The organism is Amycolatopsis ultiminotia, assembly GCF_039536925.1.
In the GTDB taxonomy this organism is placed as follows: Bacteria; Actinomycetota; Actinomycetes; order Mycobacteriales; family Pseudonocardiaceae; genus Amycolatopsis; species Amycolatopsis ultiminotia.
In genome coordinates this window covers 515,902-539,649 of sequence record NZ_BAAAZN010000003.1, presented here as the reverse complement: position 1 = coordinate 539,649, position 23,748 = coordinate 515,902, and the positions used below count along the sequence as shown (strand labels likewise).

Genomic DNA, 23,748 nt, shown 5'->3' with positions numbered 1-23,748 from the left:
TTGCGGCCGAGCCGGCCGGTTCCGCAGCCGGGCGGCCGGAAAGACGAGGCGTCCGGCCGTCCGGTCCGGTTAGCCTGGGGCGTGCGCACTCCCGACCTCGATCAGCTCGACCTCGCCATCCTCGCCTGCCTGCAGGCCGACGCCCGCACCATCGCCGAGGTGATCGGCGCGAAGGTCGGTCTCTCCGCGGCGGCCGTGCAGCGCCGGATCAAGCGGCTGCGGGAGGCAGGCGTGATCGAGAAGGAGATCGCGGTGCTCTCCCCTGCCGCGCTCGGGCTGAACATGACTTTCGTCGTCATGGTCGAGATGGAACGGGAGAGCCTCGGGGTGCTCGACGTCTTCCGCCGCCAGGTGCTCGCGGAGTCCTGTGTGCAGCAGTGCTACTACGTGACCGGCACGGCGGATTTCGCCCTCGTGGTCACCTGCCGGGACATGACCGCCTTCGAGGCGTTCAGCAGGCGGATGTTCGTCGACAACCCGGACGTCCGGCACTTCACCACGAGCGTCGCGATGGACCGGGTCAAGGTCGGGCTCACGTTGCCGCTCGCGTGAGCCCGCGCGTGCGCAAGGGATATGTGTCCGTCATTACGCCACAGAGGACAGATGCAGCCGATCGCGTGAACGTCGGCCCCATGCCGTCACGGCCCGGTGGTCCGGACATCTCCTTGCCGACCAGTTCGCAAGGCGCGAACGACCGGAGGAAACCAGGAGCAGCCGTGGACACCGAAGCCGTACACCAGACGCAGTTCGTGTTGCTGAACGAGAGCACCACCCCGGTGCTGTCCCGGCTGTCCTACGACGCCGCCGAGCCGTTCGCGGCCACCGTGGCGTTCCGGACCGAGCGCGGGCGGTGGATCGAGTGGACCTTCGCGCGGGAACTGCTCGCGACCGGACTCGACGAGCCGTGCGGCATCGGCGACGTGCGCATCCGTCCTGACCTGTCCGATGACGAGGAAATGCTGACGCTGGAAATCGAATCCCCGGACGGCTACGCCTCGTTCGAACTGGAGCGCGAGGACATCCGCACGTTCCTGGAGTCCTCCTACGACCTGGTGCCGCTCGGCGCGGAGAGCGAGCACTTCGACGTCGACCGGCTGATCGAGGAGATCAGCAACGTGTGAGACCTGCCGATCCCGCGGCACACAAGGGAAAGAGCGGTTCGAGTGCGCTGGAGGCACTGGAGCCGCTCTTTTCCGTTTCCGCCGCTGCCACGGTGGACGCCGCTCACCGCATAGGGTTGCTTTCGGGGGAACAACCTCACTCCGGCGCATACTTCGGGGCGTCCTGGGCATCTTCGGAATGTTCGCGAACCACGTGCTCGCCATCACCGGGAAGAGGAGAACTTTCGGATGTCCCCAAACCAGCTCAAGCGAGTGTCGCTCGGCGCCGCAGTCGTCGCGGGCGCGTTCACCCTCGCGGCCTGCGGCTCGACATCCGGAGCCGCCGCACCGTCCACTTCCGAAGCGGCCACTGCCTCGTCCTCCGTGTCGTCACCCGCCACCGATGCACCCACCGACGATCCGACGGACGCCTCGGACGCCGACCCCGGTTCCGGAAGCACGCCTTCCGCGACGAAGCCCGCCAAGGACACCACCCCGCGCTGCACCACCGACGATCTGTCGGCAGCGTTGGGCAAACCGAAGCAGAGTCCTGGTGGCGGCGTCGACCAGATCGACCTGCCCTTGTCGTTCAAGAACACCTCTTCGCACAACTGCGCTCTCTACGGTGTTCCCGGGGTCGACCTCAACGGCCCGGACGACCCGACCTACGGCAACGTCTACCATCTGCCGCGCCAGGACAACGGTGTTCGCCACAACGTCGTCGAGCCGGGTCGGACCGCGACCGCGACCATCACCACGCTCAAGGCTTCCGCGGGTTCGCCGGGCTGGACCCCGACCGGCGTCACGACCATCCCGCCGGGCCAGACCAAGGCACTGCACGCGAGCTGGCCCTCGGACATCGCGATCGTCCGCCAGGACGGCGCCACGCATCCGGGCACCCGGATCAACGGGATCCTCGCCGACCCGGCGTGAACCGGAGGCTCGTGGGTGCCTGCGCCGATCGAAATCGGCGCACGCACTCACGACCGGCCGCGAAGGCACCGGAATGGGCGTGCACGGCAGCCTCGCACCACGCGACGTAGCTCGAAACCCGCCCAGCGTGCCGACCCGACGAACCTGCGCGCCCGCCCTACCGTGGGCGGGTGGTGGATAACCGACTGCCGGCCTGGCGCCGGGTCACCGACGGCGAGACCCGCTGGAGCGCGGCCGCCGTGGTGGTGGCGACGCTCGCGCTGCAGCTGGCGCTGCCGGACCGGATGGTGCTGCAGCCGTGGTGGCTGCTGCCCGCGCTGACCGCGTTGCTGATCGTCACGCTGCTCCTGCTCAACCCTGGCCGGATCAGCGAGTTCAACACCGTCGAGCGGGTGCTCTCGCTGGTCGCGCTGGCCGTGGTGAGCGTGCTCAACGGGATTTCCGCGGTACAGCTGGTGCTCGGCATCGCCGAGGGCTCGTTCCACGGCCGCGCCGTGCAGGTGCTGATCAGCGGTGCCGTCGTGTACTGGACGAACATCGTCGTCTTTTCGCTCTGGTACTGGGAGTTCGACCGCGGCGGCCCGGCCCGCCGGGCGGCCGGCCGGGCCAGCTACCCGGACCTGCAGTTCCCGCAGATGGACAATCCGGCGACCGCGAAACCCGACTGGGAGCCGCGGTACCTGGACTACCTCTACCTGTCGTTCACCAACGCCAGCGCGTTCAGCCCCACCGACGTGATGCCGCTGCGGATCTGGGCGAAGATGACGATGATGGTCCAGGCCGGGATCTCCCTGCTGCTCGCGTTGATGGTGTTCGCCTGGGCGGTCGGTGACCTGCAGAGCTGAACCGCACCGGCTGGGCGGGCGAACCGCACGCCGCCACGGTCCCGCCCACCGCCGTCACTTCCCCGGCACGCATGCCGGACGCCCGGAACGAACCTCCGGTGCGGTCCGTTCCGGGCGTCGGTGCTGCGTCAGTGTCGCGTCAGTGTCGCGTCATGGTGAAGCTCTGGCCGTCCGAGCCGATGTCACCAGGGCTGAACGTGGCGCTGCCGTTGTCGTCCGCGTCGAGGCCCTGGGGACTGGTGTCGGCGAGGTTCTTGTCGTCGAACTTCACGCCGCTGAACTTGACCCCGCCGTCGATCGAGGGGTAGGAGTCGCTCGGGGATTCGATGATCGCCTCGGCCGAGGCGTGCTTCGAGTCCAGCGACTTGGTGATGGTCTTCGACCAGCCCTTCGTGGTGTCACTGATGTCCAGCTTGTAGGTGTTGTCCCCGGTACGCGTCACGGTCGCGCTGATCTGGTCGCCTGCCGCGACCGGGGCTTCCGAGGTCGAGTAGTACACCGGCGCGTCCGGGAACATCTCGTACCACGCCTGGTACACCGGGCTGCCGCTGGAGCAGTCCGTCGCCACCCCGGTCTGCTCCACTGTGGACGATCCGTCACCGTCGATGCCCACCCACGGCGCGAACAGGTCGTTGCTGGAGTTGCAGGTCACCGACGGTTCGGTCCAGCTCGCGGTCGCGGTGGTGAAATCACCGAAGCTGACGTAGCCGCCCCAGTTTCCGCCGGAGTAGTTCTGCCCGTGGAAATGCGAGCCGAATCCCGGGGTGGCCGCACCGGCAGTGCCTGCGGCAGCCGCGAGGCTCGCCGCCGCGGCCGCGGTGACGGCGAGTAGCCGGACCGTCCGGGCGGATAGACGTGCGTGCATGCGAATCCAATCTGATCGCGGGGACTCGAGGTGCCGGCGGTACCAGTGTTGGATTCGCGGGGGTCGGAAGGTAGCTACTTTCGAAGGGTATTCATATCCTGCTGATTCTTCCCCAAATGTCCTGAATTTCCCTTGTGTGCAAAGAAGTCCGTGCGGGGCCGCGGGGAAGGCGACGGCCCCGGCACGGACCTCACGAGTGGACTACTGCGCTGAGCGCGAGTGCGCAGCGTCCACGAACCGGGTGGTGTAAGTCTGCGAAAGGTCGATGTCGTCCTTCCTCGGCTTCACGTTGCTCGACGACGAACCGAGTACGTCCAGCACGTTCCGCGCGCCTGCCGCGTCCATCCGCCCGTCCTCGGTGAACATCGGCAGGCTGTCCTTGAGCGATTTCACGTACAGCGCCTTGTCCCCGCCCGCGAACGACGGCGGCATCAAGTCGGCAACCTGCTCCGCGGTGTGCGAGGAAAGCCACTTCAGCGAGTCGACGTAGGCGTTCGCCAGCTTCTGCACCACGTCCGGATAGCGCTTCACGATCTCGCAGCTCATGTACAACGAGCTGGCCGGATAGAGGCCGCCGAGCGCGGCCCTGGTGCCCTCGACGGTGCGCAGATCGTAGAGGATCTTGGCCTGCTTGGTGTTGGTGAGCTGCGCGATCGTCGGATCGGTGGTCATCCCGCCGTCGATCTGGCCCTGCTGCAGCGACGAGATGAACGTCTGCCCGGCACCGACCTTCACCGGCGTGTAGTCCTTGCCGCCCACACCGCCGCGGGCGGCCAGCGCCTTGGTGAGGAAGTCGGTCGAGGAGCCCAGCGACGTCACCCCGAGGTTCTTGCCGCGGAAGTCCGCACCGGAGCGGATTTCCGAGGCCTTGCCGGCGCCGATCATCTCCGCCTCGCCCGGCACGTTCGAGAACTGCACCACGCTCGTGAGGCACTGGTCCTTGGCCTGCAGGTCGATGGTGTGGTCGTAGAACCCGATCACGCCCTGCACCTCACCGGCGAGCAACGACGTTTCCGCGGTCGCCCCGGACGGCTGGTCGTACAGCTCGACGTCGAGGCCCTGCTTCCGGTACTCGCCGAGCTGTTCCGCGAGCTGCCCCGGCAGGTAGATCACTTTGGACAGTCCGCCCACCATGATCTTGACGTGCGGGGTGCCGCCGGAACCGAGGTCGATGTACCGGGAATCGCGGCACGCGGTGACCCCGGCGAGCGTGACCAACGCCGCGGCCGCGATCGCGAGTGTCCTTTTGAGACGCATCAGATGTCCCGGCGGCCGTCGTCGGCGGACATCTGCGGTCGCCACCGCAGCAGTCTGCGTTCCGCACCGCCGATGAGCCATTCGGCGAACAGCGCGACCACCATGATGATCAACATGCCCGCGTACACCCCGGCGGTGTCGAAGGTGCCCTGTGCGTTGGAGATGAGGAAGCCCATCCCCGCCTTGGCCCCGGTGTACTCGCCGACCACGGCGCCGATCAGCGCGAACCCGAACGCGACGTGCAGCGAGGAGAGGATCCACGAGGTCGCGCTGGGCAGCACGATCGAGCGCAGCACCTGCCACCTCGTCGCACCGAGGATGCGGGCGTTGTCGATCAGGTTCCGGTCCACCTCGCGGGCACCGGTGAAGGCGTTGAAGAACACCGCGAAGAACACCAGCACGAACACCGTCGCGATCTTCGACGAAAGCCCGAGCCCGAACCAGATCACGAACAGCGCGGCGAGCACGATGCGCGGCATCGCGTTGGCGGCCTTGATGAACGGCGCCAGTACCTCGGAGAGGTAACTGCTGCGCCCGAGCACCACACCGCAGATCACGCCGGCGATGGCACCGATCACGAACCCGATGAACGCCTCCTCGACGGTCACCAGTATCTGGTACCAGATGGACCCGAAATCGGTTCCGCCGGTGAACCATTCGGTGAGCCGCTGCCAGATCTTCGACGGCATCGAGTAGAAGAACGGGTCGATCCAGTACCGGCCGGCCAGCTCCCAGCTGCCCAGCCACGCCACCACGATCGCCAGCCGCAGCAACCACACGTTCCGCTTGTGCCGCCCGGCGTTGCGCTTCGCCTTGGCAAGCACGTCCTGTTCGGTCTCGAGGACCGGCACCGAGGCCGACGACACGGCCGGAGTCTCAAGCGACATTGCTCGCCCCCTTCTGGCGGGCCTTGTCGACCTCGCCGCGCAGCGATTCCCAGATGTTCGAGTACAGCGCGCGGAACTCCTCGGTGAGCCGCAGCTCTTCGACCTTCCGCGGGCGTTGCAACGGGATGTCGAAAACGTCCTTCACGGTGGCCGGGCTCGTGGTCAGCACGACCACCTTGTCCGCGAGCGCGATCGCCTCGTCGAGGTCGTGCGTCACGAAGATCACCGCGGCACCCGAACCGGACCACAGGCGCAGCAGCTCGTCCTGCATGAGCGCACGGGTCTGCACGTCGAGCGCGGAGAACGGCTCGTCCATCAGCAGGATCTTCGGATCGGTGACCAGCGTCTGCGCCAGCGCGACCCGCTTGCGCATCCCGCCGGAAAGCTGGTGCGGGTAGTACTTCTCGAACCCGGCGAGGCCGACCCGCTCGATCCAGTCCGCGGCCTTCGCCCGCGCCTGCGCCTTGCCCGCCCCGCGGAACCGCGGCCCGGACGCCACGTTCTCCAGCACCGAGCGCCACGGCATCACCGCGTCGGTCTGGAACATGTAGCCGACGCCGTCCGGAATGGACTGCACGTCCGTGCCGTGCACCAGCACCCGCCCCGCAGACGCCGGCTGCAGACCGGAGACCAGCGACAACGTGGTCGACTTGCCGCATCCGGTGGGGCCGACCACGGCGACGAACTGCCCCGGGTCGACGGACATGCTCAGGTCACGGACCGCGGTGTGCACAGCACCCGAGCCGTTCGGGAACCTTTTCGTGGCTCCGACGAGTTCGATGAGTGGTGGTGCCATCGAGGTGACTCCTTCGTCACGATGGGGACGCGCGTGGTTGTCAGGCAGGTTAGGAGCGCGGTTCGCGGCGGAGAAGCTTGTCGACGTTCTGCGTGCGTACTGCTCGTTCTCCACGTTTTGCTCATTTAGCGCACGGCGCTGAGCTGGGGGTATGTTGCCTGGCATGCCGAAGTGGGCGCTCTTTCCGCGGATGCGGTTCACCCGTCAGGTCCTGCTGTTGCAGATCGGCGTGGTGGTGCTCGTGGTGGGCCTCGGCGTCGCGCTGGTCAGCTCCCTGCTGCGCAGTGAGCTGACCGAACAGTACGGTCAGCGGGCGCTGGCCATCGCGAAGTCGGTGGCCGCCGATCCGGTGGTGGTCGCCGGGGCCGTGGCACGGCAGCAGGGCGGTCCGCTTGAGGACCGGTCGCTGGCCGTGGGCAAAGCAACCGGTGCGTTGTTCGTGGTGATCACCGACGACAAGCAGATCCGGCTCGCGCACCCGACGCCGAGCGAGATCGGCAAGCAGGTCAGTACGTCCGCCGAGGAGGCGCTCGCGGGCGCCGACGTGGTGAGCGCGGTGCAGAAGGGCACGCTGGTCCTCTCCGTCCGCAGCAAAACCCCGATCAGACAAGGCAATCGGGTGGTCGGCGAGGTCAGCGTCGGCTTCGACGTCAGCGATGTGACCGGGCACGTCAACCGGCTCATCGCGTTGACCTCGGTGTTCGCCGGTGGGGCGTTGCTGCTCGGCGCCGGCGCGTCCGCGTTGCTCAACCGGCGGCTGCGCCGGGTGACCCACGGCCTCGAGCCGCACGAGCTGACCGAGCTGCTCTACGAACGCGAGGCAGTGCTGCACGGCATCGGCGAGGGTGTGCTCGCCGTCGACGGGCAGCAACGGGTGACGGTGCGCAACGACGAGGCGGAACGGCTGCTCGGCACGTCCATTCCGGTGGGTGCGCCGCTGGCCGAACTGGACCTGTCGCCGCGCGTGCACAAGGCGGTGGCCGAAGGGCTGCCGGTGGACAATCTCCTTGCCGTGGCCGGAAACCGGGTGCTCGTGGTCAACTCTCGCGCGGTACGGCGCGACGATCGGCCGTTGGGCACCGTGCTGACCTTCCGTGATCGCACCGACCTCGACACGCTCACTCGCGAACTCGACGGCATCCGCTCGCTGTCCGACGGGCTGCGGGCGCAACGGCACGAGTTCGCGAACCGTCTGCACACACTGTCCGGACTGCTGCAGCTCGGCCACCGCACCGAGGCCGAGGAGTACCTGCAGACGCTCACCGAGACCACCGGCTCACCGGCGGAGCCGCTCGGCGACCAGGTGTCCGACCCCTACCTGCAGGCGCTGCTCGTGGCGAAAACCGAGCAGGCGCAAGAAAAAGGCATGGAACTACGGCTGGCCGACGATTCCTGGGTGCCCACTTCGGTGACCGATCCGGTGGCGGCAGGCACGGTGATCGGCAACCTGGTGGACAACGCACTACACGCCGCCCGGATGGGTGCCCGCCGTCCGGCGTCGGTCGAAGTCGGGCTGCTCGCCGATGGGACCACCCTGCACGTGTCCGTTGCCGACAGCGGGTCGGGAGTGCCGGAACCGTTGCGGGACAAGCTGTTCGACGAAGGCGTGTCCACCAAGCTCGCGCCGGGCCACGGGCTCGGTCTCGCACTGGCCCGGCACGCCGCCCGCGCCCGCGGTGGTGACGTGTGGCTCGCCGACCCCGGCGACAGCACGTCCGGCGCGCTGTTCGTGGCCAGACTCCCCGATCTGCTGAGCGGGCAGGAACCGTGAACACTGGAGGTCACCCGATGATCCGCACTCTCATCGTCGACGACGACTTCCGCGTGGCCGGGGTGCACGCCGGATTCGTCTCGGAGGTACCGGGGTTCACCGTTGCCGGGGTCGCGCACACCGCGGCCGAAGCCCGCGCCCGCGTGCGCGAACTGGCGCCGGACCTCGTGCTGCTCGACGTGTACCTGCCCGACGAACCCGGTCTGACGGTGCTGCCGGAGCTGCAGACCGACACGATCGTGCTCTCCGCTGCCACGGACACCGCATCGGTGTCCGCAGCGATCCGCGCCGGCGCGCTGAACTACCTGATCAAGCCGTTCACGACCCGGCAACTGTCCGAACGGCTCACCTCCTACGCCCGCTACCGCGGCCTCGTGACCAGCGAACGTCCGCTCAACCAGGACGACGTGGACCGTGCCTTCCGCGCACTGCACGACCAGGACCGCGCCGCAACACCGAAGGGCCAGTCGAGCGCGACCGCCAGGCTGGTTTCCGAACGGCTGCGTGGCTCACCTGCCCCGCTCTCGGCCGCCGAGGTGGCCCGCGAACTGGGCATGGCCCGAGCCACCGCACAGCGCTACCTCACCGCGCTGACCGAATCGGGAGCGGTGGAAATGCGACTACGCTACGGCGCAACGGGACGCCCGGAACACGAGTACGTGTGGCTCGGCTGAGGCGTTCCCGGATGGGGTGGCCTCAGCAGGGGCGACTCAGCTGAGACGCCCCCGCTGGTATGACCTCGGCCGGGACGACTCGACTGAGATGGCCCGGCTGGGATGGCTCGCTGGGCTGGCCCGGCCGGGATCACCCCACCAAGGCAGCCCGGCCGGAACGGGCCCCACCAAGATCACCCCACCGAGCCAGCCCCGCCGAAACAGGCCCCACCAAGATCACCCCACCGAGGCGACCTCGGCTCGAATGGCCGCACCGAGGTCGCGCCGTCTGGTATGTGGAGCGTGCCGAGGTGACTCGGCTGGGCTTTCAGCGGCCGGTGGCGACCTGGTGGGCGAAGTCCGCCCACGGCTTCCACTGCTGGTCGACGAACTGCTTCAGTTCGCTCCCCGGCGCACTGCTCGTGGCCGGCGCCGGGGTGTCCTCCCGCGGCTGGACCTTCTTCGGAGCTGAGGTGTGCGGAGCGGACGCGCTCTTGTGGCTCGACGGCGCCGTGGTCGGTACCGGCACGTAAACGGTGACCGGAGCCGCCGCCGGGGCCGGTGCGGGTGCGGGTGCCGGGGGCGGAGTCGGCTTCGCGGCGACCGGCTCGCGCTGGTCGCCTACGACCGCCGCGTCGGTGCCGGGGTTCCCCAGTAGCCCGCCGACGACGAGGCCGCCGGCGAGCCAGCCGAACAGCACCAGCGCGAGTGCCACCCCGCCAGTGGCGAAGGCCCGCCGACGCCGACGCGCAACCACCGCAGTCCGCGTCACGGCTTCCGCACTGCCCAAGACGGCCGGCATGGGCTGTGTCCGCTCGCCGCTGGTCACCTCGCCGCCCTCCGGGCTCCGCCGGGTGCGGGGCACGCTCGCGGCGATGATCCCGGTCCGGTCTGCCAGCTCCGCTGCGGAGCGGTCGGCGGGTGCAGCCGGTCGCAGCTCGGCGAAGCGCAGCATCGAGGTTACCTCCGGGATACGGGCATGCGGACAGACCTCCGCATTCTGGAGCATTTCCGACGAGACCGTTGGGAATTCAACTCCATCGGGTGAACACCGCTTTCGGTGGCCGCACCGAATATCAGTTCCGGCCAAGCCGTTTCAATCCGGGCCTTGCCAACACGGCAAGCGGGCGCTGATAGGCCGAGCCCAGCACCCGCGGGATCGCGTCGATCACGTGCGCGTCCGGCCCGATGAGGATCCGGGCGGACCGCCTGCGCACGCCGCGCAGGATCGTCTCGGCGGCCTTCTTTGGTGTGGTCAGGGCAATTTTCTCAAAACCTGACACGACGGCCTCGTGGTCGTCGCCGCTGCCGCCACGCGCGTGGCGGACGATGTCGGTCTTGATCCCGCCGGGGTGCACGCAGCTGACACCGACCGGATGGCCGATGGCCAACATTTCCTCCCGCAACGACTCGGTGAATCCGCGAACGGCGAACTTCGCCGCGTTGTATGCGCTCTGCGTGGGCACTCCGACAAATCCGAACGCGCTCGAGATATTGACAACGTACCCGTCGCCGGAAGCGATGAGATGCGGCAGGAATGCCTTGGTGCCGTTCACCACCCCGCCGAGGTTGATCCCGAGCAGCCAGTCGAAGTCCTCGAAGCTCATCTCCGCCACGGTCGCCCCCAGCGCCACCCCTGCGTTGTTCACCACCAGGTTGACCCGGCCGAAATCACGCACCACGTCCTCGGCGTGCGCCAGTACCGCTGCCCGGTCCGCGACGTCGAGCGGATAGCCGCGGACCTCGGCACCGCGGGCGCGAACCTCCGCAACGGTGCCCGCGAGGCCTTCTTCGTCTACATCGGACAACGCGAGCCTGCCGCCACACACCGCCAGTTCGAAGGCCAGCGCACGGCCGATCCCCGACCCTGCGCCGGTGATCGCCGCGACCTTGTCCGTGAAGTCCCTCATCGTGGCTCCTCGCCCTCGCGTGGTCCGAAGATCGAGATCCTAGCGGCGGAAGAGACCGGTGGGAGGTGCGTGCGACGAGCGGTAGCCGTGGCAGCGGGAGCTCGCAGGCGGCGCCTTCGTCCGAGCTGCTTCGACGACGCCACCAGGCGCCACCCGGCAGACCGGCGCTGAGCGCAGAGCTGCCCGTGACATGATGCGGCGCATGAGCGAGCCTGTGCGCGACGTCCCGATCACCGGCGAACCGATCCGGCTGGGCCAGTTCCTGAAACTGGCCGGACTCGCCGAGGACGGTGCACATGCGAAGGACCTCATCGAGGCGGAAGAGGTGACCGTGAACGGCGAGGTGGAAACCCGCCGCGGCCGCCAGCTCTCCGCGGGCGACGTGGTGACGGTCGGCCGGGAGCGCGGCCGGGTGAGCCTGGCGCACTGACCCCGGCGCTGTCCCGACCGCGATCGGATAGCGGCAGACAGGACCATGGCCAGCGGCGGCAGACAGGACTGCTGCCCGACCGTGGTCAACGGGATCGGACAGGCCCGCTACCTCGACCGTGGCCGGCGAAGCAGACCAGAACCACTACCCGACCGTGGTCAGCGGGGGCAGGCCGAGACCGCGGGCCAGCGAATCCAGCTGCCGCCGGACCGGGGCGGACAGCGGCACGCCCAGCGCCCGGCACTGTTCCAGGTACTGCGCCTCCCGCCAGCCCGGGTAGCGGATCGGCGCGCCGCCCTCCCAGCCGAGCATGCTGCCGAACAGGGCGCTCGCCGCGCGGTAGAAACCGTCCGCGCTGCGGAGCGTGGTCGGGGCAATGGCGATGACCAGCAGTCCGGTGTCGTGCTCGTGGTCGGCGACGCCGGAGAGCACCCCTGCCAGCACGTCCACCATCAACGCGAATCCGGCGAACTGCGGGTTCCGCGCCGCGTCGCCGAGATCCACGTCGAGCATGAACTCCGGGTAGGCCCCGCCGGGAGCGGCCATACCGAGCGGGTGCGCCGGGTGGTCCTCCACCCCGCCCGCGGCCAGCACCAGCCCGATCATGCCGTGTGGCAACGCCCTCGCCGCGTGGTGCCCGGCACGGCCGAACGGGCCTGCCCCGCGCATCGACACGAGGCCGACCCCGAACCGGCCTGCCCGCGTGACGGCGCGGTCCATCGCGTCGCCGACCGCCCACAGCCCGCAGGCACGCCGGTAGTCGATCAGTGCGGCCGCTCCGCGGTCGGCGATCAGCAGTGGTTCCGCACGCGGGCTCACGAAACCGCTTTCCACGGCCGGCAGGTGGACCTCGGTCAGCTGGACGACCCCGGTGTCCGGGGCGCCGGTGAGGTCGCCGTGGCACAACGCCTCCGCGGCCATCCTGGCGCGGATCTCCGGAAAGCCGCGTGCCACCAGTACAAGCGAGACGAGGGTGACCAGTTCGTCGGCCGGAACCCGTTGCCACGCCTGTTCGGGAATGGGGGTGTCACCGGAGACGTCGGCAGGGCGGACGGGACGGCGGGACCGAGGTCTGAGGGGCACTTCATCGAGGGTGCCGGGCGCTCGGCCACGACGTCAACGAGGATGGCCCGAGAGTGTGATAGCCGCTTCCGTAGCGCCGTACCCTGAACCGCATGTGCCGAAACATCACCACCCTCCGCGGCCTGCAGCCCGCCGCTACCACGGAAGAGATCGAAGCCGCGGCACGCCAGTACGTGCGCAAGGTGACCGGCGTGCAGTCCCTTTCCGACGCCACCCGTGACCCGTTCGAGGAGGCGGTCGCGGAAATCGCCGCGATCACCACCCGGCTGCTCGACGAGCTGCCGCAGCGGCGTCAGCCGCCTGCCACCGTGCCGCCGTTGCGCCGCCCCGAGGTGCGCGCGCGAATGGCGTTGCGGGAACTGAAAAATCCCTGATCCGCATTCACTCGACCCGGCGCACCGGGTAGCGCGGCTTGATCTCCAGGTTCAGGTACCGGCCGTGGCTCGGCGCGGCCAGCAATTCCCGGTACACCCGCTTGGGCACCAGGAAGTACTGGTAGACCGCGTCATCGTGGAAGCCGACCTCGAGCACGCGACGATCCGGGTCGTACCCGACGTCGCGGAGCACGGAGGACTTGACCGGTGCACGGCGCACACCTCACGTTAACCGGCCACGACCCGAACAACCCCGGCCCGCGAAAAGCGAACCGGGGTCGGCGGTGCGGAAGCGGAGGGATTTGAACCCCCGGTAGGTTTCCCTACGGACGCTTTCAAGGCGTCTGCATTCGGCCGCTCTGCCACGCTTCCTTCCCGGTCAGCGTATCGCGCCGCTATTCGAGGTCGGCCAGGTGTTCGAGGACGCGGGTGAAGACCGTGCCGACGGTGGCCTGCTCCTGCGGGGTGAGCAGGTCGATCAGGTGCTCACGGGCACCGCGCACATGCGTTGGCGCCGCTTCGGCCAGCAGACCGCGCCCGGCATCGGTCAGCTCGGTGAGCACGCCGCGTTTGTCCTCCGGATCCGCGCGACGGCGGACGAGACCTGCCGCCTCCAGCTTGCTGATCTGGTGCGACAGCCTGCTTTTCGTCGAGCCGAGCCGGCTCGCCAGGTCCGACATCCTGGCCGTCGCGTCCGCGAGGAGGTCGAGGCACACCAGCACCTCGTAGTCGACGAGCGAAATTCCGTGCCCCTCGGTCAGCTCGCGATGCAGGCGCTGGCGCAGCCGCAACGAGGCGACGATGTAGGCCTGCCAGGCGTGCTGTTCCGACCCGTCCAGCCAGCGCACGCCGTGGTCGTCGGTCATCCACGCAGGGTAGGTGGCAGGCGGCAGGCAAGCCGGGGCGGCTCCTTGGGCCGAACATCGCCCGAAGGAGGGGTTACGAAAAGGTTGAGACTCGGCGCAAAGAAGCGCATCCTTCTTGTCAGCGGAAGGTGATTCGGGTAGCGAGCGCGCCGCAGGGGCACGCCGGCCCGTTCTCCCTCGTGGAGAGGCCAGGTGGTGGCATGGCAGGTGATCCCCGCGGTTGACCGCCCGCTGTGTCCCCGCGATCGGCACGGCCTCGATCCGAATCGATCGCGACTGCGAACAGCACGAGCGGGTAGTACCGGTGCGCAGGCATCGACCACGCGCACCCGGCGTCGCTCTGGCGCTGCATTCTCTTCGCGGCCTCGGTACCGCGAAGGCACCGCCGGACGCCGACCCGGCCGGTGGCCAACCGCCACAAACGAAACCTCGGTAGTACCTGGGTGCGGTCCAAGCGCTGGGCCGCACCCAGTCCTGTTTCCCGGTCCGCGGTTACGCTTTCGCGGTGCGATTCGACGACGGTGCGGGGCTGGACACCTCCGAGGTCCAGGACCTGCGAGGCAGCGATGGCGGTGGGGTCGGCGGCCGGGTGGCACTCGGCGGCGGCGGGGTCGGGCTGGTCGGACTCCTCATCTACTTCCTGATGGCCCAGTTCGGCGGCACGAGCACCGCGCCGCACGCGGCGGACGGCGTCGGACTCGGCGACGTGAGTTCCGGCAGGCAGCTGGACGCCACCACGCTCGCACAGAAGTGCCGCACCGGCGCGGACGCGAACCGCGACCACGACTGCGCGATCGTCGCGATCGTCAACTCGATCCAGGACTACTGGAGCGGTGAATTCGCCCGCTCCGGCCAGACCTACCGCACGGCCACCACCCGGTTTTTCAACGGCGGCGTGCGCACCGGCTGCGGCAGCGCCACATCGGACACCGGCCCGTTCTACTGCCCCGCCGATTCACACGTGTACATCGACCTCTCGTTCTTCGACGAGCTGAAGTCCCGCTTCGGCGCGCAGGGCGGGCTGTTCACCGAGGCGTATGTGCTGTCCCACGAGTACGGCCACCACGTGCAGAACCTCACCGGCACGTCCAACCGCGGCACCGGTTCCGGGCCTGCCTCCGGTTCGGTCCGGCTGGAACTGCAGGCCGACTGTTACGCCGGGGTGTGGGCCAACCACGCCACCAGCACGCCGGCCGAATCCGGCAAACCACTGGTCCAGGACGTCACGCAGGACGACATCTTCCGTGCACTCGACACCGCCTCCCGGATCGGTGACGACTACATTCAGTCGCGGCTCGGCGGCGGCGACGTCGATTCGTCGAGTTTCACCCACGGCACGTCGGCGCAGCGCGAGAAGTGGTTCACCACCGGGTTCCAGACCGGACAACCCGCTCGCTGCAACACCTTCGGCACCGGCAACCTCGGCTGAACGCGAGCAGGCGCACTGCGGGGCTACAGTCGGGCCATGCACGCGATCACAATCCGCGAACCCGGTGGCCCCGACGTACTCGAGTGGACCGAGGTACCCGATCCGAGCCCCGGCCCCGGCGAGGTGCTGCTGGACGTGGTGGCCGGTGCGGTGAACCGCGCCGACCTCCTGCAGCGCCAAGGGAACTACCCGCCGCCGCGGGGCGCCAGCGAGGTGCTCGGGCTCGAATGTTCCGGCGTGGTCGCGGAACTCGGCGAGGGCACCGAAGGCTGGCAGGTCGGCGACGAGGTGTGCGCGCTGCTGTCCGGCGGCGGCTACGCCGAACGCGTCGTGGTACCGGCAGGCCAGCTGCTGCCGGTACCAGCCGAGGTCGAGACGGTCGCCGCGGCCGGGCTGCCCGAGGTGGCGTGCACGGTGTGGGCCAACGTCGTGATGCACGCGGGCCTCGCCGAGGGGGAGGTGCTGCTGGTGCACGGTGGCGCGGGCGGCATCGGCACGCACGCGATCCAGGTCGGCAAGGCGCTCGGCGCCACGGTCGCGGTCACTGCGGGTTCGCCGGAGCGGCTGGAGAGCTGCCGTCAGCTTGGCGCGGACATCACGATCAACTACAAGGAGCAGGACTTCGTCGAGGTGCTGCGGGCCGAGATGAACGGCGCGGACGTCATCCTCGACAACATGGGTGCGAAGTACCTCGACCGCAACGTCGACGCACTCGCCGCGGACGGCAGGCTGGTGATCATCGGCATGCAGGGCGGAGTGAAGGGCGAGCTGAACATCGGCAAGCTGCTCGGCAAGCGCGCCGACGTGTACGCGGCGGGCCTGCGGTTCCGTCCGCTGGAGCAGAAGGCCGCGATCGTGGCCGACGTGCGGGAACGGCTGTGGCCGCTGGTCGAGCAGGGCTCGGTGGCGCCGGTGGTCGGACAGGTCGTGCCGATGGCAGAGGCCGCCTCCGCGCACCGGATGCTCGAGGAGGGCACCGTGTTCGGCAAGGTGCTGCTGGCCGCGAAGTAGGCCCTCAGCGCAGCTCTTCGAGCACCCGCACCAGCTGGTTGATCTCGAAGACGTTGGAGTAGTGCGCCAGCCCGATCCGCACCGCACCGCCGACCTCGGCGACACCCAGTGACGCGAACACCCCGCCGGAGCCGTCGTCGGCGAACGCGCACAGCCCCTGCGAAGCGAGGTACTCCGCGATCTCCGGCGCCTTCTTGTCGGCGATGGTGAAGGCCAGTGACGGGATCCGGCGCATGGCACCGCCGATCACCATCACGTGCCGCAGGGAACGCAGCTCCGTGGACAGCTGCGCAAGCAGGCCCGCATGGTACGACTTGGCAGAGCCGAGCGAGGTCACCAGGCGTTCCCGGCGGGAACCGGTCGCGGCGTCGTCGAGGCCTGCGAGGTAGTCGACGGATGCGATGAGGCCCGCGAGCATCGGATAGGGGTGCGGGCCCAGCTCCATCCTGGCCGCGCCGCGCGCGTTCGGATCGAGCGACACCGAGGAGATGCGTTCGAGCAGCTCCGGATCGCGGAACACCAGCGCACCGACCGACGGCCCGCCCCACGCCTGCGCCGACACGACCAGCACGTCGGCGCCGAGTTCCTCCAGGTCCAGTGGCACGAAAGGGGCCGCGTAGGTCGCGTCCACCACCACGAGCGCGCCGACCCGCTTGGCGAACTCGATGACCGTCGGCACGTCCGGGCGGGTACCGACGGATCCCGACGCCAGCGTGATCGCGACGGCTTTCGTCCGCGCCGACACCAGGTTCTCGTACTGCCAGGCCGGCAGCTCGCAGGTCTCGATGTCGATCTCGCCCCAGCGCACCACGGCACCGACGCGCTTCGCGGCCCGGCGCCACGGCGCGATGTTGGCTTCCTCGTCGAGCCGCGACACCACGAGCTCGTCGCCGATCGTCCAGCGTTCGGCAAGCGCGTCGACAAGGCGCCACAACAGCACCGACGAACTCGGCCCGAGCACGACCGCGGCCGGGTCCGCGCCGACCAGATCGGCCACCGCCCTGCGGGCAGCAGTGACAATGCTCTCCGCACGCTGGGAGGCCGGAAACGCTCCGCCCGGCCCGGAAACCGGCGCCCGCATGGCCGTCGACACGGCCGAAGCGACCTGTTCCGGGACCAGCATTCCGGCGGCGCCGTCGAAGTGAATCCAGCCATCACCCAGCGCGGGGAACAACCCACGGATACGAGCGACGTCGAACGCCATGGTGGACACCGTACGGACGGGCGGTTTCCCGGGTCACCGCGGGGTTGGGCAGAACACGACCCGGGTATCCGGTTGCCGCTACGCTCGGACACGAACCACGAGCCAGCTACGGGGATGGAACACATGAGCGAGCCGAACTTCCGGGGATCGGGCACCACTGGTGACGAGTCTGCACCGCACGTGCTGGTCGTGGGGCCGGACGGGGTCCCGGTCGGTACCGCCCCGGTGTCGCCGGACGGCGAGGAAACCGAATCGGTCGGCGATCTGGTCGAGGAACCGGCCAAGGTGATGCGGATCGGCACCATGATCAAGCAGCTGCTGGAGGAAGTCCGGGCCGCTCCGCTCGACGACGCCAGCCGCGACCGGGTGCGCGAGATCCACGAGACCTCGGTGCGCGAACTGGAGCAGGCCCTCGCCCCCGAACTGCGCGAGGAACTGGAACGGCTGGTGCACCCGTTCACCGCGGACCGCACGCCCTCGGACGCCGAACTGCGCATTGCCCAGGCCCAGCTGGTCGGCTGGCTGGAGGGCCTGTTCCACGGCATCCAGACCGCGCTGTTCGCCCAGCAGATGGCCGCGCGCGTCCAGCTGGAGCAGATACGGCGCGGGCTGCCGGCCGGCTCGTCCGCCGCGCCGGGAGAGGCGCCCGCTCCTGGCATCAGCGGGACCGGGCAGTACCTCTGAGGCCCGGCCGCTACCGGCCGGCGAAGAAGGCGCGCAGGTCTCCGATCAGCGCGTCCGGCTGTTCGAGTGCCGGAAAGTGGCCGCCTGCCGGGAATTCGGACCAGTGGACGACGTTGGTGGTGCGCTCGGCCAGCGCGCGCACCGGCAGTCCGATGTCGTCGGGGAACACCGCGACGCCGGTGGGCACCCGGCACTCCGGCAGCGGCGCGCCCCACGGCGTTTCCAGCGCGGCGTAGATCCGGGCCGACGAACCCGCGGTGCCGGTGAACCAGTAGATCGACACGTCGGTGAGCAGATCCTCGCGGTCCACCAGGTCGTGGCCGGTGTTCGAGAACGAGCGGAACTTCTCGGCGATCCAGGCCAGCTGGCCTGCGGGTGAGTCGGTGAGGCCGTAGGCAAGCGTTTGCGGCTTGGTGGCCTGGATCGCTGCGTATCCGGTACCGGCGTACTGGAACGCCTGCGATTTCGCCAGCGACCGCTCGGCCACGGCCAGCTCGGTACCGCTCAGCCCCGCGAGGTCCGTTTCGTCCCGCGCGACCGCGGTGGGCAGCATCGTCACGTGCACTCCCCGTACCCGCTCGGGAAACTGCACACCCAGCTCGCGGGAGATCAACGCGCCCCAGTCACCGCCGTGCGTGCCGAAGTGCTCGTAGCCCAGCCGCGTCATCAGCTCCGCCCAGGCACGCGCCCCGCGCGCCGGGCCCCAGCCACGGTCGCGGGTCGGCCCGGAGAAACCGAAGCCGGGGATCGAAGGCACCACGACGTGGAACGCGTCGCCGGCATCCCCGCCGTAAGCGCGAGGATCCGTGAGCGGCCCGAGCACGTCCAGGAATTCCACGACCGACCCCGGCCAGCCGTGTGTCAGCAACAGCGGGGTGGCCCCCGCCTCCGGCGAGCGGACGTGCAGGAAGTGCACCCGGGTTCCGTCGATTTCGGTGGTGAACTGGGGAAAGCCGTTCAATCGCTGCTCGGCGGCGCGCCAGTCGAAGCGGAGCCGCCAGTGCTCGGCCAGCTCCCGCACCTGCTCGACCGGGATCCCCAGCTCCCAGCCGGCGTCCTCGGGCTGATCGGGCCAACGGGTCCGGGCGAGACGATCGTGCAGATCGTCGAGGGCGGCCGGTGGGACGTGGATGTGGAACGGGGTGAGTGTCATGTGCCGGACGCTAACCGTGATTGCGGACAGCCCCGTTCCTCGATCGGATCTCCCTCCGCAGCACCTCAGTACGAGGCGAGGACATCCAGCACACGATCCGCCCCGCCGCCGTCCACCGTGGCGCCGGTGGTCCGGCTGAGCCGGGATCGCAACGCCGTGTCCGACAGCAGTTCGCGCAGCGTGGCCGTGACCTCCGGCAGCCGGTCCGCCACGGTGGCCGCCTCGCCGAGCGGGCTGGCGAGGCCGAGGTCCAGCGCGGCACGGTAACCGGCTGCCTGGTTGTCCACGAGCTGCACCGCGGCGGTGGGCACGCCGAGACAGCACAGCTCCAGGAAGGTGACCCCGGAAGCGCTGATCGCGACGTCGGTCGTGGTCAGAACCTCCAGCAGACCGGCGTGCGGGGCAGCGACGCGGATCTCCTGCCCGTCGACAAGGGACGGCAGTTCCGGGGTACCGCGGACGAGCGCGTCGGCGGTGAACGGCAGGCCGGTGTCACGCAGCGCGCGCAAGAGAAGAGCCACCGTCGACGTCCACTCGGCGCCGCCGCCGAGGACAACCGTGACATGCGGAGGATTCGACGGTCCCTGCGAAGCCCGGCGAGCCCGCGCGCGCAACACGACGTCGCGAAGCGCGGTGTACTCGACGCCGCGCAGGAGCACGTCCGAACCGTCCGCGGGGCGGGGGCCGGGCGCGAATCCGCAATCCACCACGACATCCGCGGGACGACGGCCGAAAGCGTCGTCCTCGATGGACACCAGGCGCGCCCCCGCCGCGTTGACCTCCGCCCGGACGTCACCGATCGCGTAGTGGTCCAGGAGCACTGCGTCGAAGCCGGAAGCCAGTGCACCGAGGGAGGAACCCGGCAGAACCGGAACGGACAACTCGGCCAAGCGCACGGCCAGCCACTCCGCGTTGGCCGTCGTCCCCGCGAAGCTCACCTGCCAGCCGCGCGCCACCGCACGCTCCGCGTACGCCACCGCGCGGGCCACGTGCCCGGCACCGATCGTCGGCGACGCATCGGCTCGCAGCAGGAGCTTCACTGGCCGAGCTTCTTCTGCTCGACGTGTGCGTTCAACGCCACCAGGTCGGGCCGTGCCCGCAGGAGCGCCACGACGGAACGCCATTCGCCCGGCCGATCGCCCAGTTCGTCCACCACGGCCGAAATCAGCTTCCAGTCCTCGGCAGTGTCGAGAGTCACGCGCAGGTCGTCGGCCGCAGGGCTGACCACGACCCCGGTGCAGGCGTAGCGGGCGGGCTGCCGGTAGATCGCCGACGTGACGTGTTCGCGGTCCGCCCCCGAAGCCGTCGTGACCTGCTCCGCCAGCACCTCCGCACGCACCAGTTCGGCGTCGAATCCCCGTGGCAGCGTCCGCACCAGCGTGGTGGACACGTAGTCCAGCGACGGCTCGGCACGCCACACCGCGGCCAGCCGTCCGATCAGCGCGGGGTCGAGCAACGGGCAGTCGGCCGTGAGCCGGACCACCGCGTCGGCGGGGTACCGCGAAAGCGCGAGCCCGAACCGCGCCACCACGTCGTCCAGTGGACCGCGCACGACCTGCGCCCCGCACTGCTTCGCCTCGGCAGCCACCTCGTCGTCGTCTGCCGCGTCCGAGGTGGCCACGACCACCTCGTCGATCCCGGGTGCGACGGCCGCCGCACGCACCACCCAGCCGAGCACGCTCCGTCCGGCGAGCGGCCGCAGCACCTTGCCCGGCAGCCGGGTGGACGACGACCGGGCCTGGATCACGGCGTTGACGCCGGGGCCTGCACGCATGGGTGACATGATGGCCTCAGCCAAGGAACCCGAACCGCGGAGGTCACCGATGTCCGAGCTGGATGGCTCCAGCATCCTGCTCACCGGCGGGACCGGCTCGTTCGGCAAAGCGTTCATCGCGCACGCACTCGCCGAGCTGAACCCCAGCCGGCTCGTGGTGCTCTCCCGCGACGAGCTCAAGCAGTACGAGGCACGCCAGCTGTTCGCCGACGACCCGCGGCTGCGCTGGTTCATCGGGGACGTCCGCGACCGCCGCAGGCTCGAACGCGCCATGCACGGGGTCGATTACGTGGTGCACGCCGCGGCGCTCAAGCAGGTCGACACCGGCGAGTACAACCCGTTCGAGTTCGTGCAGACCAACGTGATGGGCTCGCAGAACGTGATCGAGGCCGCCATCGACACCGGGGTGCGCAAGGTCGTCGCGCTCTCCACCGACAAGGCCTCCAGCCCGATCAACCTCTACGGCGCCACCAAGCTGTGCGCCGACCGGATGTTCATCAGCGGCAACCACTACGCGGCCGCGCATCCGACCCGGTTCTCGGTCGTGCGCTACGGCAACGTGATGGGCTCGCGCGGCAGCGTGATCCCGTTCTTCCGCAAGCTCGCCGAACAGGGCGAGTCACTGCCGATCACGCACAAGGGCATGACCCGGTTCTGGATCACGCTGCCGCAGGCGGTGCGGTTCGTGGTCGATTCGTTCGACCGGATGCGCGGCGGTGAGCTGTACGTACCGCGGATCCCGAGCATGCGGCTGGTCGACCTGGCGCAGGCGATCGCACCAGGTTCGCCGATGCACGAGGTGGGCGTACGGCCGGGCGAGAAGCTGCACGAGGAGATGATCGCGCCGGACGACGCCCGCCGGACGGTGCAGCTGCCCGACCGGTACGTGGTCCAGCCGCATCTGGCGGGCTGGGGCTACGAACCGCCTGCCGAGGGGAAGCCCATGCCGGACGGGTTCGCCTACCGCTCGGACACCAACAACCTGTGGCTCGAAGCCGACGAACTGCGCGAACTGGTCGAGCAGTATGCCTGAAGCCGACCTGCCTGAATCCGCCGCCGCCGCCGGAAAGAGCACTTCACCGGCTTTCCTCCCCTATGGCCGCCAATCGGTCACCGACGAGGACATCGCCGCGGTCACCGCGGTGCTGCGCGGGGACTGGCTCACCACCGGCCCTGCCGTCACGCAGTTCGAGGCCGACCTCGCCGAGCACACCGGCGGAGTGCCTGCCGTCGCGGTCACGTCCGGCACGGCCGCGCTGCACGTCGCCTACGCCGCGGCCGGGATCAAGCCGGGCGACGAGGTCGTGACCTCTCCGATGACGTTCGTCGCCACCGCCGCCACTGCCGCCCTGCACGGCGCCAAGGTGGTGTTCGCCGACGTCGAACCGGACACCGGCAACCTCTCCGTCGATGCCGCCGCGGCCGCGGTCACCGAGCGCACGAAGGTGGTCGCCGCCGTCGACTACGCCGGGCACCCGGCCGAACTGGATGCACTGGCGAAGCTCGCGCACGACGCGGGCGCGCTGCTGCTGGAGGACGCCGCGCACTCCGTCGGCGGGAGCTGGCAGGGCCGTGCAGTCGGGTCGATCGCGGACCTCACCACGTTTTCCTTCTTTCCCACCAAGAACCTCACCACCGCCGAGGGCGGGGCCGTGGTGACCGCGGACGCGGACCTGCTGCGCCGTGCCAAGGGCTTCCGCAATCACGGGCTGGTCCGCGACAAGGCTGTGCAGCGGCACCCGGACGAGGGCGGCTGGCACCAGGAAGTCCACGAGTTCGGCCTGAACTACCGGCTGCCCGACGTGCTGTGCGCACTGGGCAGCAGCCAGCTCAAGCGGCTGGCCAAGTTCAAGAAGCGCCGCACGGAAATCCACGCGCGCTACAACACCGCCCTCGCCGACGTCGAAGGCGTGCTGACCCCACCGGCCCGCGACGGCGCCGACCCGGCGTGGCATCTCTACCCGCTGCGGGTGCTGGAGAACCGCCGCCGCGCCCTGTTCGACCACCTGCGCGGGCTGGGCATCGGCGTGCAGGTCAACTACATCCCGGTGTACTGGCACCCGGTGTTCGAGGATCTCGGCTACCGCCGCGGACTGTGCCCGAACGCCGAGGCGTACTACGAGCAGGAACTGTCCCTACCGCTGTTCCCCTCGCTGACCGACGCGGACGTCGACCGCGTAGTGGACGGGGTGCGCAGCTTCTTCCACGCCTGACTGTCGCCCTGAACCACGCTCGCATGCCACGCCAGCACCAACGGCACCACGAGCAACTCCAGTACGGTCGCGGCACGAAACACCGGATGCGGCGCCCCGGCCCGCTTCGCCGAGAGGAGCCGCGGCAGGCCGCCCGCGGCAGCGGTGCCGAGCACGAGCCTGGTCACCGCCGCACGTTTCTCCGGACGGCGGATCGACCACCACAGCACGGGCCCGGCGGCGGCCCAGAACGTGTTCACGAACCGGTATTCGCTGTCGACGCTGGGCGTGGTCGCAGCCCCGCCCGGCGCCCGTTCCGGCCCGCCGAGAATGCCGGCGACTCCGGACGCGACGGGAATCACACCGAGCGCGCCGATGGTGCCCAGCAAGGCCTTGCGGGACTTCTCACCTGCCATACGGCCGAGCCTAGATGCGCTGTCCAGCGGAACTCCGGCACGCCGCCCGTGCAGTACCGGCGGGTGGCCTTTCGGGTTGATCTTCGGTACGCACGGCCAGACTCACGGCGACTGT

Annotated in this window: 27 protein-coding genes and 1 tRNA gene; 13 read left to right on the top strand and 15 right to left on the bottom strand. The window is 69.5% G+C overall.

Translation table 11 applies throughout. The annotated features are described in order from the left end of the window. Positions 1-81: 81 nt before the first annotated feature. The 4 genes from ABD793_RS10290 (at position 82) to ABD793_RS10275 (ending at position 2,878) form a co-directional block, all read left to right on the top strand. On the top strand, positions 82-552 hold the full coding sequence (locus tag ABD793_RS10290; protein WP_344857995.1) for an Lrp/AsnC family transcriptional regulator: 471 nt from the start codon (positions 82-84) through the stop codon (positions 550-552). Between the two features lie 164 nt (positions 553-716). Further along, positions 717-1,121 carry an SsgA family sporulation/cell division regulator gene (locus ABD793_RS10285; RefSeq protein ID WP_344857993.1) on the top strand — a complete coding sequence of 135 codons (405 nt, stop codon included), beginning with the start codon at positions 717-719 and terminating at the stop codon, positions 1,119-1,121. Between the two features lie 228 nt (positions 1,122-1,349). Continuing rightward, positions 1,350-2,033, top strand: a complete 684-nt coding sequence (locus tag ABD793_RS10280; RefSeq protein ID WP_344857991.1) for a DUF4232 domain-containing protein — start codon at positions 1,350-1,352, stop codon at positions 2,031-2,033. A 170-nt stretch (positions 2,034-2,203) separates the two neighbouring features. Continuing rightward, a complete protein-coding gene (locus ABD793_RS10275) occupies positions 2,204-2,878 on the top strand; it encodes a hypothetical protein (protein ID WP_344857989.1) in 675 nt (224 codons plus the stop codon). A gap of 139 nt (positions 2,879-3,017) precedes the next feature. Here ABD793_RS10275 and ABD793_RS10270 read toward each other — a convergent pair whose 3' ends face one another. The 4 genes from ABD793_RS10270 to ABD793_RS10255 form a co-directional block, all read right to left on the bottom strand. Beyond that, positions 3,018-3,743, bottom strand: a complete 726-nt coding sequence (locus ABD793_RS10270; RefSeq protein WP_344857987.1) for a G1 family glutamic endopeptidase — start codon at positions 3,741-3,743, stop codon at positions 3,018-3,020. A gap of 201 nt (positions 3,744-3,944) precedes the next feature. Next, the gene (locus tag ABD793_RS10265) at positions 3,945-5,000 is read right to left on the bottom strand and encodes an ABC transporter substrate-binding protein (protein ID WP_344857985.1); all 1,056 of its coding nucleotides are present in this window, start codon (positions 4,998-5,000) and stop codon (positions 3,945-3,947) included. Then, positions 5,000-5,887 carry an ABC transporter permease gene (locus tag ABD793_RS10260; protein ID WP_344857983.1) on the bottom strand — a complete coding sequence of 296 codons (888 nt, stop codon included), beginning with the start codon at positions 5,885-5,887 and terminating at the stop codon, positions 5,000-5,002. Before ABD793_RS10260 ends, ABD793_RS10265 begins: the two co-directional genes overlap by 1 nt. Beyond that, complete coding sequence (locus ABD793_RS10255) at positions 5,877-6,683, bottom strand: ABC transporter ATP-binding protein (protein WP_344857980.1); 807 nt, start codon at positions 6,681-6,683, stop codon at positions 5,877-5,879. The genes ABD793_RS10260 and ABD793_RS10255 overlap by 11 nt, the downstream gene beginning before the upstream one ends. A gap of 190 nt (positions 6,684-6,873) precedes the next feature. On the opposite strand from ABD793_RS10255, the gene ABD793_RS10250 reads away from it, so the two are divergent. Then, entirely contained in the window at positions 6,874-8,454 is a 1,581-nt protein-coding gene (locus tag ABD793_RS10250) for a sensor histidine kinase (protein ID WP_344858127.1), read from the top strand. Between the two features lie 17 nt (positions 8,455-8,471). Continuing rightward, a complete protein-coding gene (locus tag ABD793_RS10245) occupies positions 8,472-9,128 on the top strand; it encodes a response regulator (protein WP_344857978.1) in 657 nt (218 codons plus the stop codon). Between the two features lie 307 nt (positions 9,129-9,435). On the opposite strand, the gene ABD793_RS10240 is transcribed toward ABD793_RS10245, so the two are convergent. Both ABD793_RS10240 and ABD793_RS10235 read right to left on the bottom strand, forming a co-directional pair. Beyond that, positions 9,436-10,062, bottom strand: a complete 627-nt coding sequence (locus ABD793_RS10240) for a hypothetical protein (protein ID WP_344857975.1) — start codon at positions 10,060-10,062, stop codon at positions 9,436-9,438. Positions 10,063-10,183: 121 nt separating this feature from the next. Beyond that, positions 10,184-11,017, bottom strand: a complete 834-nt coding sequence (locus ABD793_RS10235) for an SDR family NAD(P)-dependent oxidoreductase (protein WP_344857973.1) — start codon at positions 11,015-11,017, stop codon at positions 10,184-10,186. Between the two features lie 202 nt (positions 11,018-11,219). Here ABD793_RS10235 and ABD793_RS10230 point away from each other — a divergent pair, with 202 nt between their 5' ends. Beyond that, a complete protein-coding gene (locus ABD793_RS10230; RefSeq protein ID WP_344857970.1) occupies positions 11,220-11,447 on the top strand; it encodes an RNA-binding S4 domain-containing protein in 228 nt (75 codons plus the stop codon). 144 nt (positions 11,448-11,591) lie between these two features. On the opposite strand, the gene ABD793_RS10225 is transcribed toward ABD793_RS10230, so the two are convergent. Continuing rightward, complete coding sequence (locus tag ABD793_RS10225) at positions 11,592-12,530, bottom strand: Ldh family oxidoreductase (protein WP_344857967.1); 939 nt, start codon at positions 12,528-12,530, stop codon at positions 11,592-11,594. 92 nt (positions 12,531-12,622) lie between these two features. On the opposite strand from ABD793_RS10225, the gene ABD793_RS10220 reads away from it, so the two are divergent. Further along, the gene (locus ABD793_RS10220; protein ID WP_344857965.1) at positions 12,623-12,904 is read left to right on the top strand and encodes a DUF2277 domain-containing protein; all 282 of its coding nucleotides are present in this window, start codon (positions 12,623-12,625) and stop codon (positions 12,902-12,904) included. A 7-nt stretch (positions 12,905-12,911) separates the two neighbouring features. Here the strand turns inward: ABD793_RS10220 and ABD793_RS10215 are convergent, their stop codons facing one another. The 3 genes from ABD793_RS10215 to ABD793_RS10205 form a co-directional block, all read right to left on the bottom strand. Next, a complete protein-coding gene (locus ABD793_RS10215) occupies positions 12,912-13,124 on the bottom strand; it encodes a KTSC domain-containing protein (protein WP_344857963.1) in 213 nt (70 codons plus the stop codon). Positions 13,125-13,191: 67 nt separating this feature from the next. Continuing rightward, positions 13,192-13,276: transfer RNA gene (locus ABD793_RS10210), tRNA-Ser, on the bottom strand. A gap of 23 nt (positions 13,277-13,299) precedes the next feature. Then, a complete protein-coding gene (locus ABD793_RS10205) occupies positions 13,300-13,770 on the bottom strand; it encodes a MarR family winged helix-turn-helix transcriptional regulator (RefSeq protein WP_344857960.1) in 471 nt (156 codons plus the stop codon). Between the two features lie 505 nt (positions 13,771-14,275). Here ABD793_RS10205 and ypfJ point away from each other — a divergent pair. Then, positions 14,276-15,199, top strand: coding sequence for a KPN_02809 family neutral zinc metallopeptidase (gene ypfJ, locus ABD793_RS10200; RefSeq protein WP_344857958.1), 924 nt, complete (start codon positions 14,276-14,278; stop codon positions 15,197-15,199). 36 nt (positions 15,200-15,235) lie between these two features. Next, positions 15,236-16,210: an NAD(P)H-quinone oxidoreductase gene (locus ABD793_RS10195; RefSeq protein WP_344857955.1), complete on the top strand. Its 975-nt coding sequence runs from the start codon at positions 15,236-15,238 to the stop codon at positions 16,208-16,210. Positions 16,211-16,214: 4 nt separating this feature from the next. Here ABD793_RS10195 and ABD793_RS10190 read toward each other — a convergent pair whose 3' ends face one another. Next, positions 16,215-17,414, bottom strand: a complete 1,200-nt coding sequence (locus ABD793_RS10190; protein ID WP_344857953.1) for a cysteine desulfurase-like protein — start codon at positions 17,412-17,414, stop codon at positions 16,215-16,217. Between the two features lie 114 nt (positions 17,415-17,528). Here ABD793_RS10190 and ABD793_RS10185 point away from each other — a divergent pair, with 114 nt between their 5' ends. After that, the gene (locus ABD793_RS10185; RefSeq protein ID WP_344857951.1) at positions 17,529-18,098 is read left to right on the top strand and encodes a bacterial proteasome activator family protein; all 570 of its coding nucleotides are present in this window, start codon (positions 17,529-17,531) and stop codon (positions 18,096-18,098) included. Between the two features lie 10 nt (positions 18,099-18,108). Here ABD793_RS10185 and ABD793_RS10180 read toward each other — a convergent pair whose 3' ends face one another. From ABD793_RS10180 to ABD793_RS10170, 3 genes are all read right to left on the bottom strand, one after another. Next, positions 18,109-19,251 carry an epoxide hydrolase family protein gene (locus tag ABD793_RS10180; protein WP_344857948.1) on the bottom strand — a complete coding sequence of 381 codons (1,143 nt, stop codon included), beginning with the start codon at positions 19,249-19,251 and terminating at the stop codon, positions 18,109-18,111. A 65-nt stretch (positions 19,252-19,316) separates the two neighbouring features. Further along, complete coding sequence (locus ABD793_RS10175) at positions 19,317-20,291, bottom strand: spore coat protein (protein ID WP_344857946.1); 975 nt, start codon at positions 20,289-20,291, stop codon at positions 19,317-19,319. Further along, positions 20,288-21,025, bottom strand: a complete 738-nt coding sequence (locus ABD793_RS10170) for a cytidylyltransferase domain-containing protein (protein WP_344857944.1) — start codon at positions 21,023-21,025, stop codon at positions 20,288-20,290. Before ABD793_RS10170 ends, ABD793_RS10175 begins: the two co-directional genes overlap by 4 nt. 49 nt (positions 21,026-21,074) lie before the next feature. Between ABD793_RS10170 and pseB the strand changes: the two genes are divergently transcribed. Both pseB and pseC read left to right on the top strand, forming a co-directional pair. Beyond that, positions 21,075-22,058, top strand: coding sequence for a UDP-N-acetylglucosamine 4,6-dehydratase (inverting) (gene pseB, locus ABD793_RS10165; RefSeq protein ID WP_344857941.1), 984 nt, complete (start codon positions 21,075-21,077; stop codon positions 22,056-22,058). Beyond that, on the top strand, positions 22,051-23,238 hold the full coding sequence (gene pseC, locus ABD793_RS10160) for a UDP-4-amino-4,6-dideoxy-N-acetyl-beta-L-altrosamine transaminase (protein ID WP_344857939.1): 1,188 nt from the start codon (positions 22,051-22,053) through the stop codon (positions 23,236-23,238). Before pseB ends, pseC begins: the two co-directional genes overlap by 8 nt. Here pseC and ABD793_RS10155 read toward each other — a convergent pair. Next, complete coding sequence (locus ABD793_RS10155; protein WP_344857936.1) at positions 23,142-23,633, bottom strand: DUF4345 domain-containing protein; 492 nt, start codon at positions 23,631-23,633, stop codon at positions 23,142-23,144. The genes pseC and ABD793_RS10155 overlap by 97 nt on opposite strands. Positions 23,634-23,748: the final 115 nt, after the last annotated feature.

Bases quoted from the DNA above. Each gene is read 5' to 3' on its own strand.
- ABD793_RS10240 (WP_344857975.1), bottom strand. From the start codon at position 10,062: ATGCTGCGCTTCGCCGAGCTGCGACCGGCTGCACCCGCCGACCGCTCC.
- ABD793_RS10170 (WP_344857944.1), bottom strand. From the start codon at position 21,025: ATGCGTGCAGGCCCCGGCGTCAACGCCGTGATCCAGGCCCGGTCGTCG.
- ABD793_RS10265 (WP_344857985.1), bottom strand. From the start codon at position 5,000: ATGCGTCTCAAAAGGACACTCGCGATCGCGGCCGCGGCGTTGGTCACG.
- ABD793_RS10220 (WP_344857965.1), top strand. From the start codon at position 12,623: ATGTGCCGAAACATCACCACCCTCCGCGGCCTGCAGCCCGCCGCTACC.
- ABD793_RS10235 (WP_344857973.1), bottom strand. From the start codon at position 11,017: ATGAGGGACTTCACGGACAAGGTCGCGGCGATCACCGGCGCAGGGTCG.
- ABD793_RS10255 (WP_344857980.1), bottom strand. From the start codon at position 6,683: ATGGCACCACCACTCATCGAACTCGTCGGAGCCACGAAAAGGTTCCCG.
- ABD793_RS10190 (WP_344857953.1), bottom strand. From the start codon at position 17,414: ATGGCGTTCGACGTCGCTCGTATCCGTGGGTTGTTCCCCGCGCTGGGT.
- ABD793_RS10250 (WP_344858127.1), top strand. From the start codon at position 6,874: ATGCGGTTCACCCGTCAGGTCCTGCTGTTGCAGATCGGCGTGGTGGTG.
- ABD793_RS10230 (WP_344857970.1), top strand. From the start codon at position 11,220: ATGAGCGAGCCTGTGCGCGACGTCCCGATCACCGGCGAACCGATCCGG.
- ABD793_RS10245 (WP_344857978.1), top strand. From the start codon at position 8,472: ATGATCCGCACTCTCATCGTCGACGACGACTTCCGCGTGGCCGGGGTG.
- ABD793_RS10185 (WP_344857951.1), top strand. From the start codon at position 17,529: ATGGAACACATGAGCGAGCCGAACTTCCGGGGATCGGGCACCACTGGT.
- ABD793_RS10280 (WP_344857991.1), top strand. From the start codon at position 1,350: ATGTCCCCAAACCAGCTCAAGCGAGTGTCGCTCGGCGCCGCAGTCGTC.
- pseB (WP_344857941.1), top strand. From the start codon at position 21,075: ATGTCCGAGCTGGATGGCTCCAGCATCCTGCTCACCGGCGGGACCGGC.
- pseC (WP_344857939.1), top strand. From the start codon at position 22,051: ATGCCTGAAGCCGACCTGCCTGAATCCGCCGCCGCCGCCGGAAAGAGC.
- ABD793_RS10270 (WP_344857987.1), bottom strand. From the start codon at position 3,743: ATGCACGCACGTCTATCCGCCCGGACGGTCCGGCTACTCGCCGTCACC.
- ABD793_RS10155 (WP_344857936.1), bottom strand. From the start codon at position 23,633: ATGGCAGGTGAGAAGTCCCGCAAGGCCTTGCTGGGCACCATCGGCGCG.
- ABD793_RS10205 (WP_344857960.1), bottom strand. From the start codon at position 13,770: ATGACCGACGACCACGGCGTGCGCTGGCTGGACGGGTCGGAACAGCAC.
- ABD793_RS10180 (WP_344857948.1), bottom strand. From the start codon at position 19,251: ATGACACTCACCCCGTTCCACATCCACGTCCCACCGGCCGCCCTCGAC.
- ABD793_RS10260 (WP_344857983.1), bottom strand. From the start codon at position 5,887: ATGTCGCTTGAGACTCCGGCCGTGTCGTCGGCCTCGGTGCCGGTCCTC.
- ABD793_RS10195 (WP_344857955.1), top strand. From the start codon at position 15,236: ATGCACGCGATCACAATCCGCGAACCCGGTGGCCCCGACGTACTCGAG.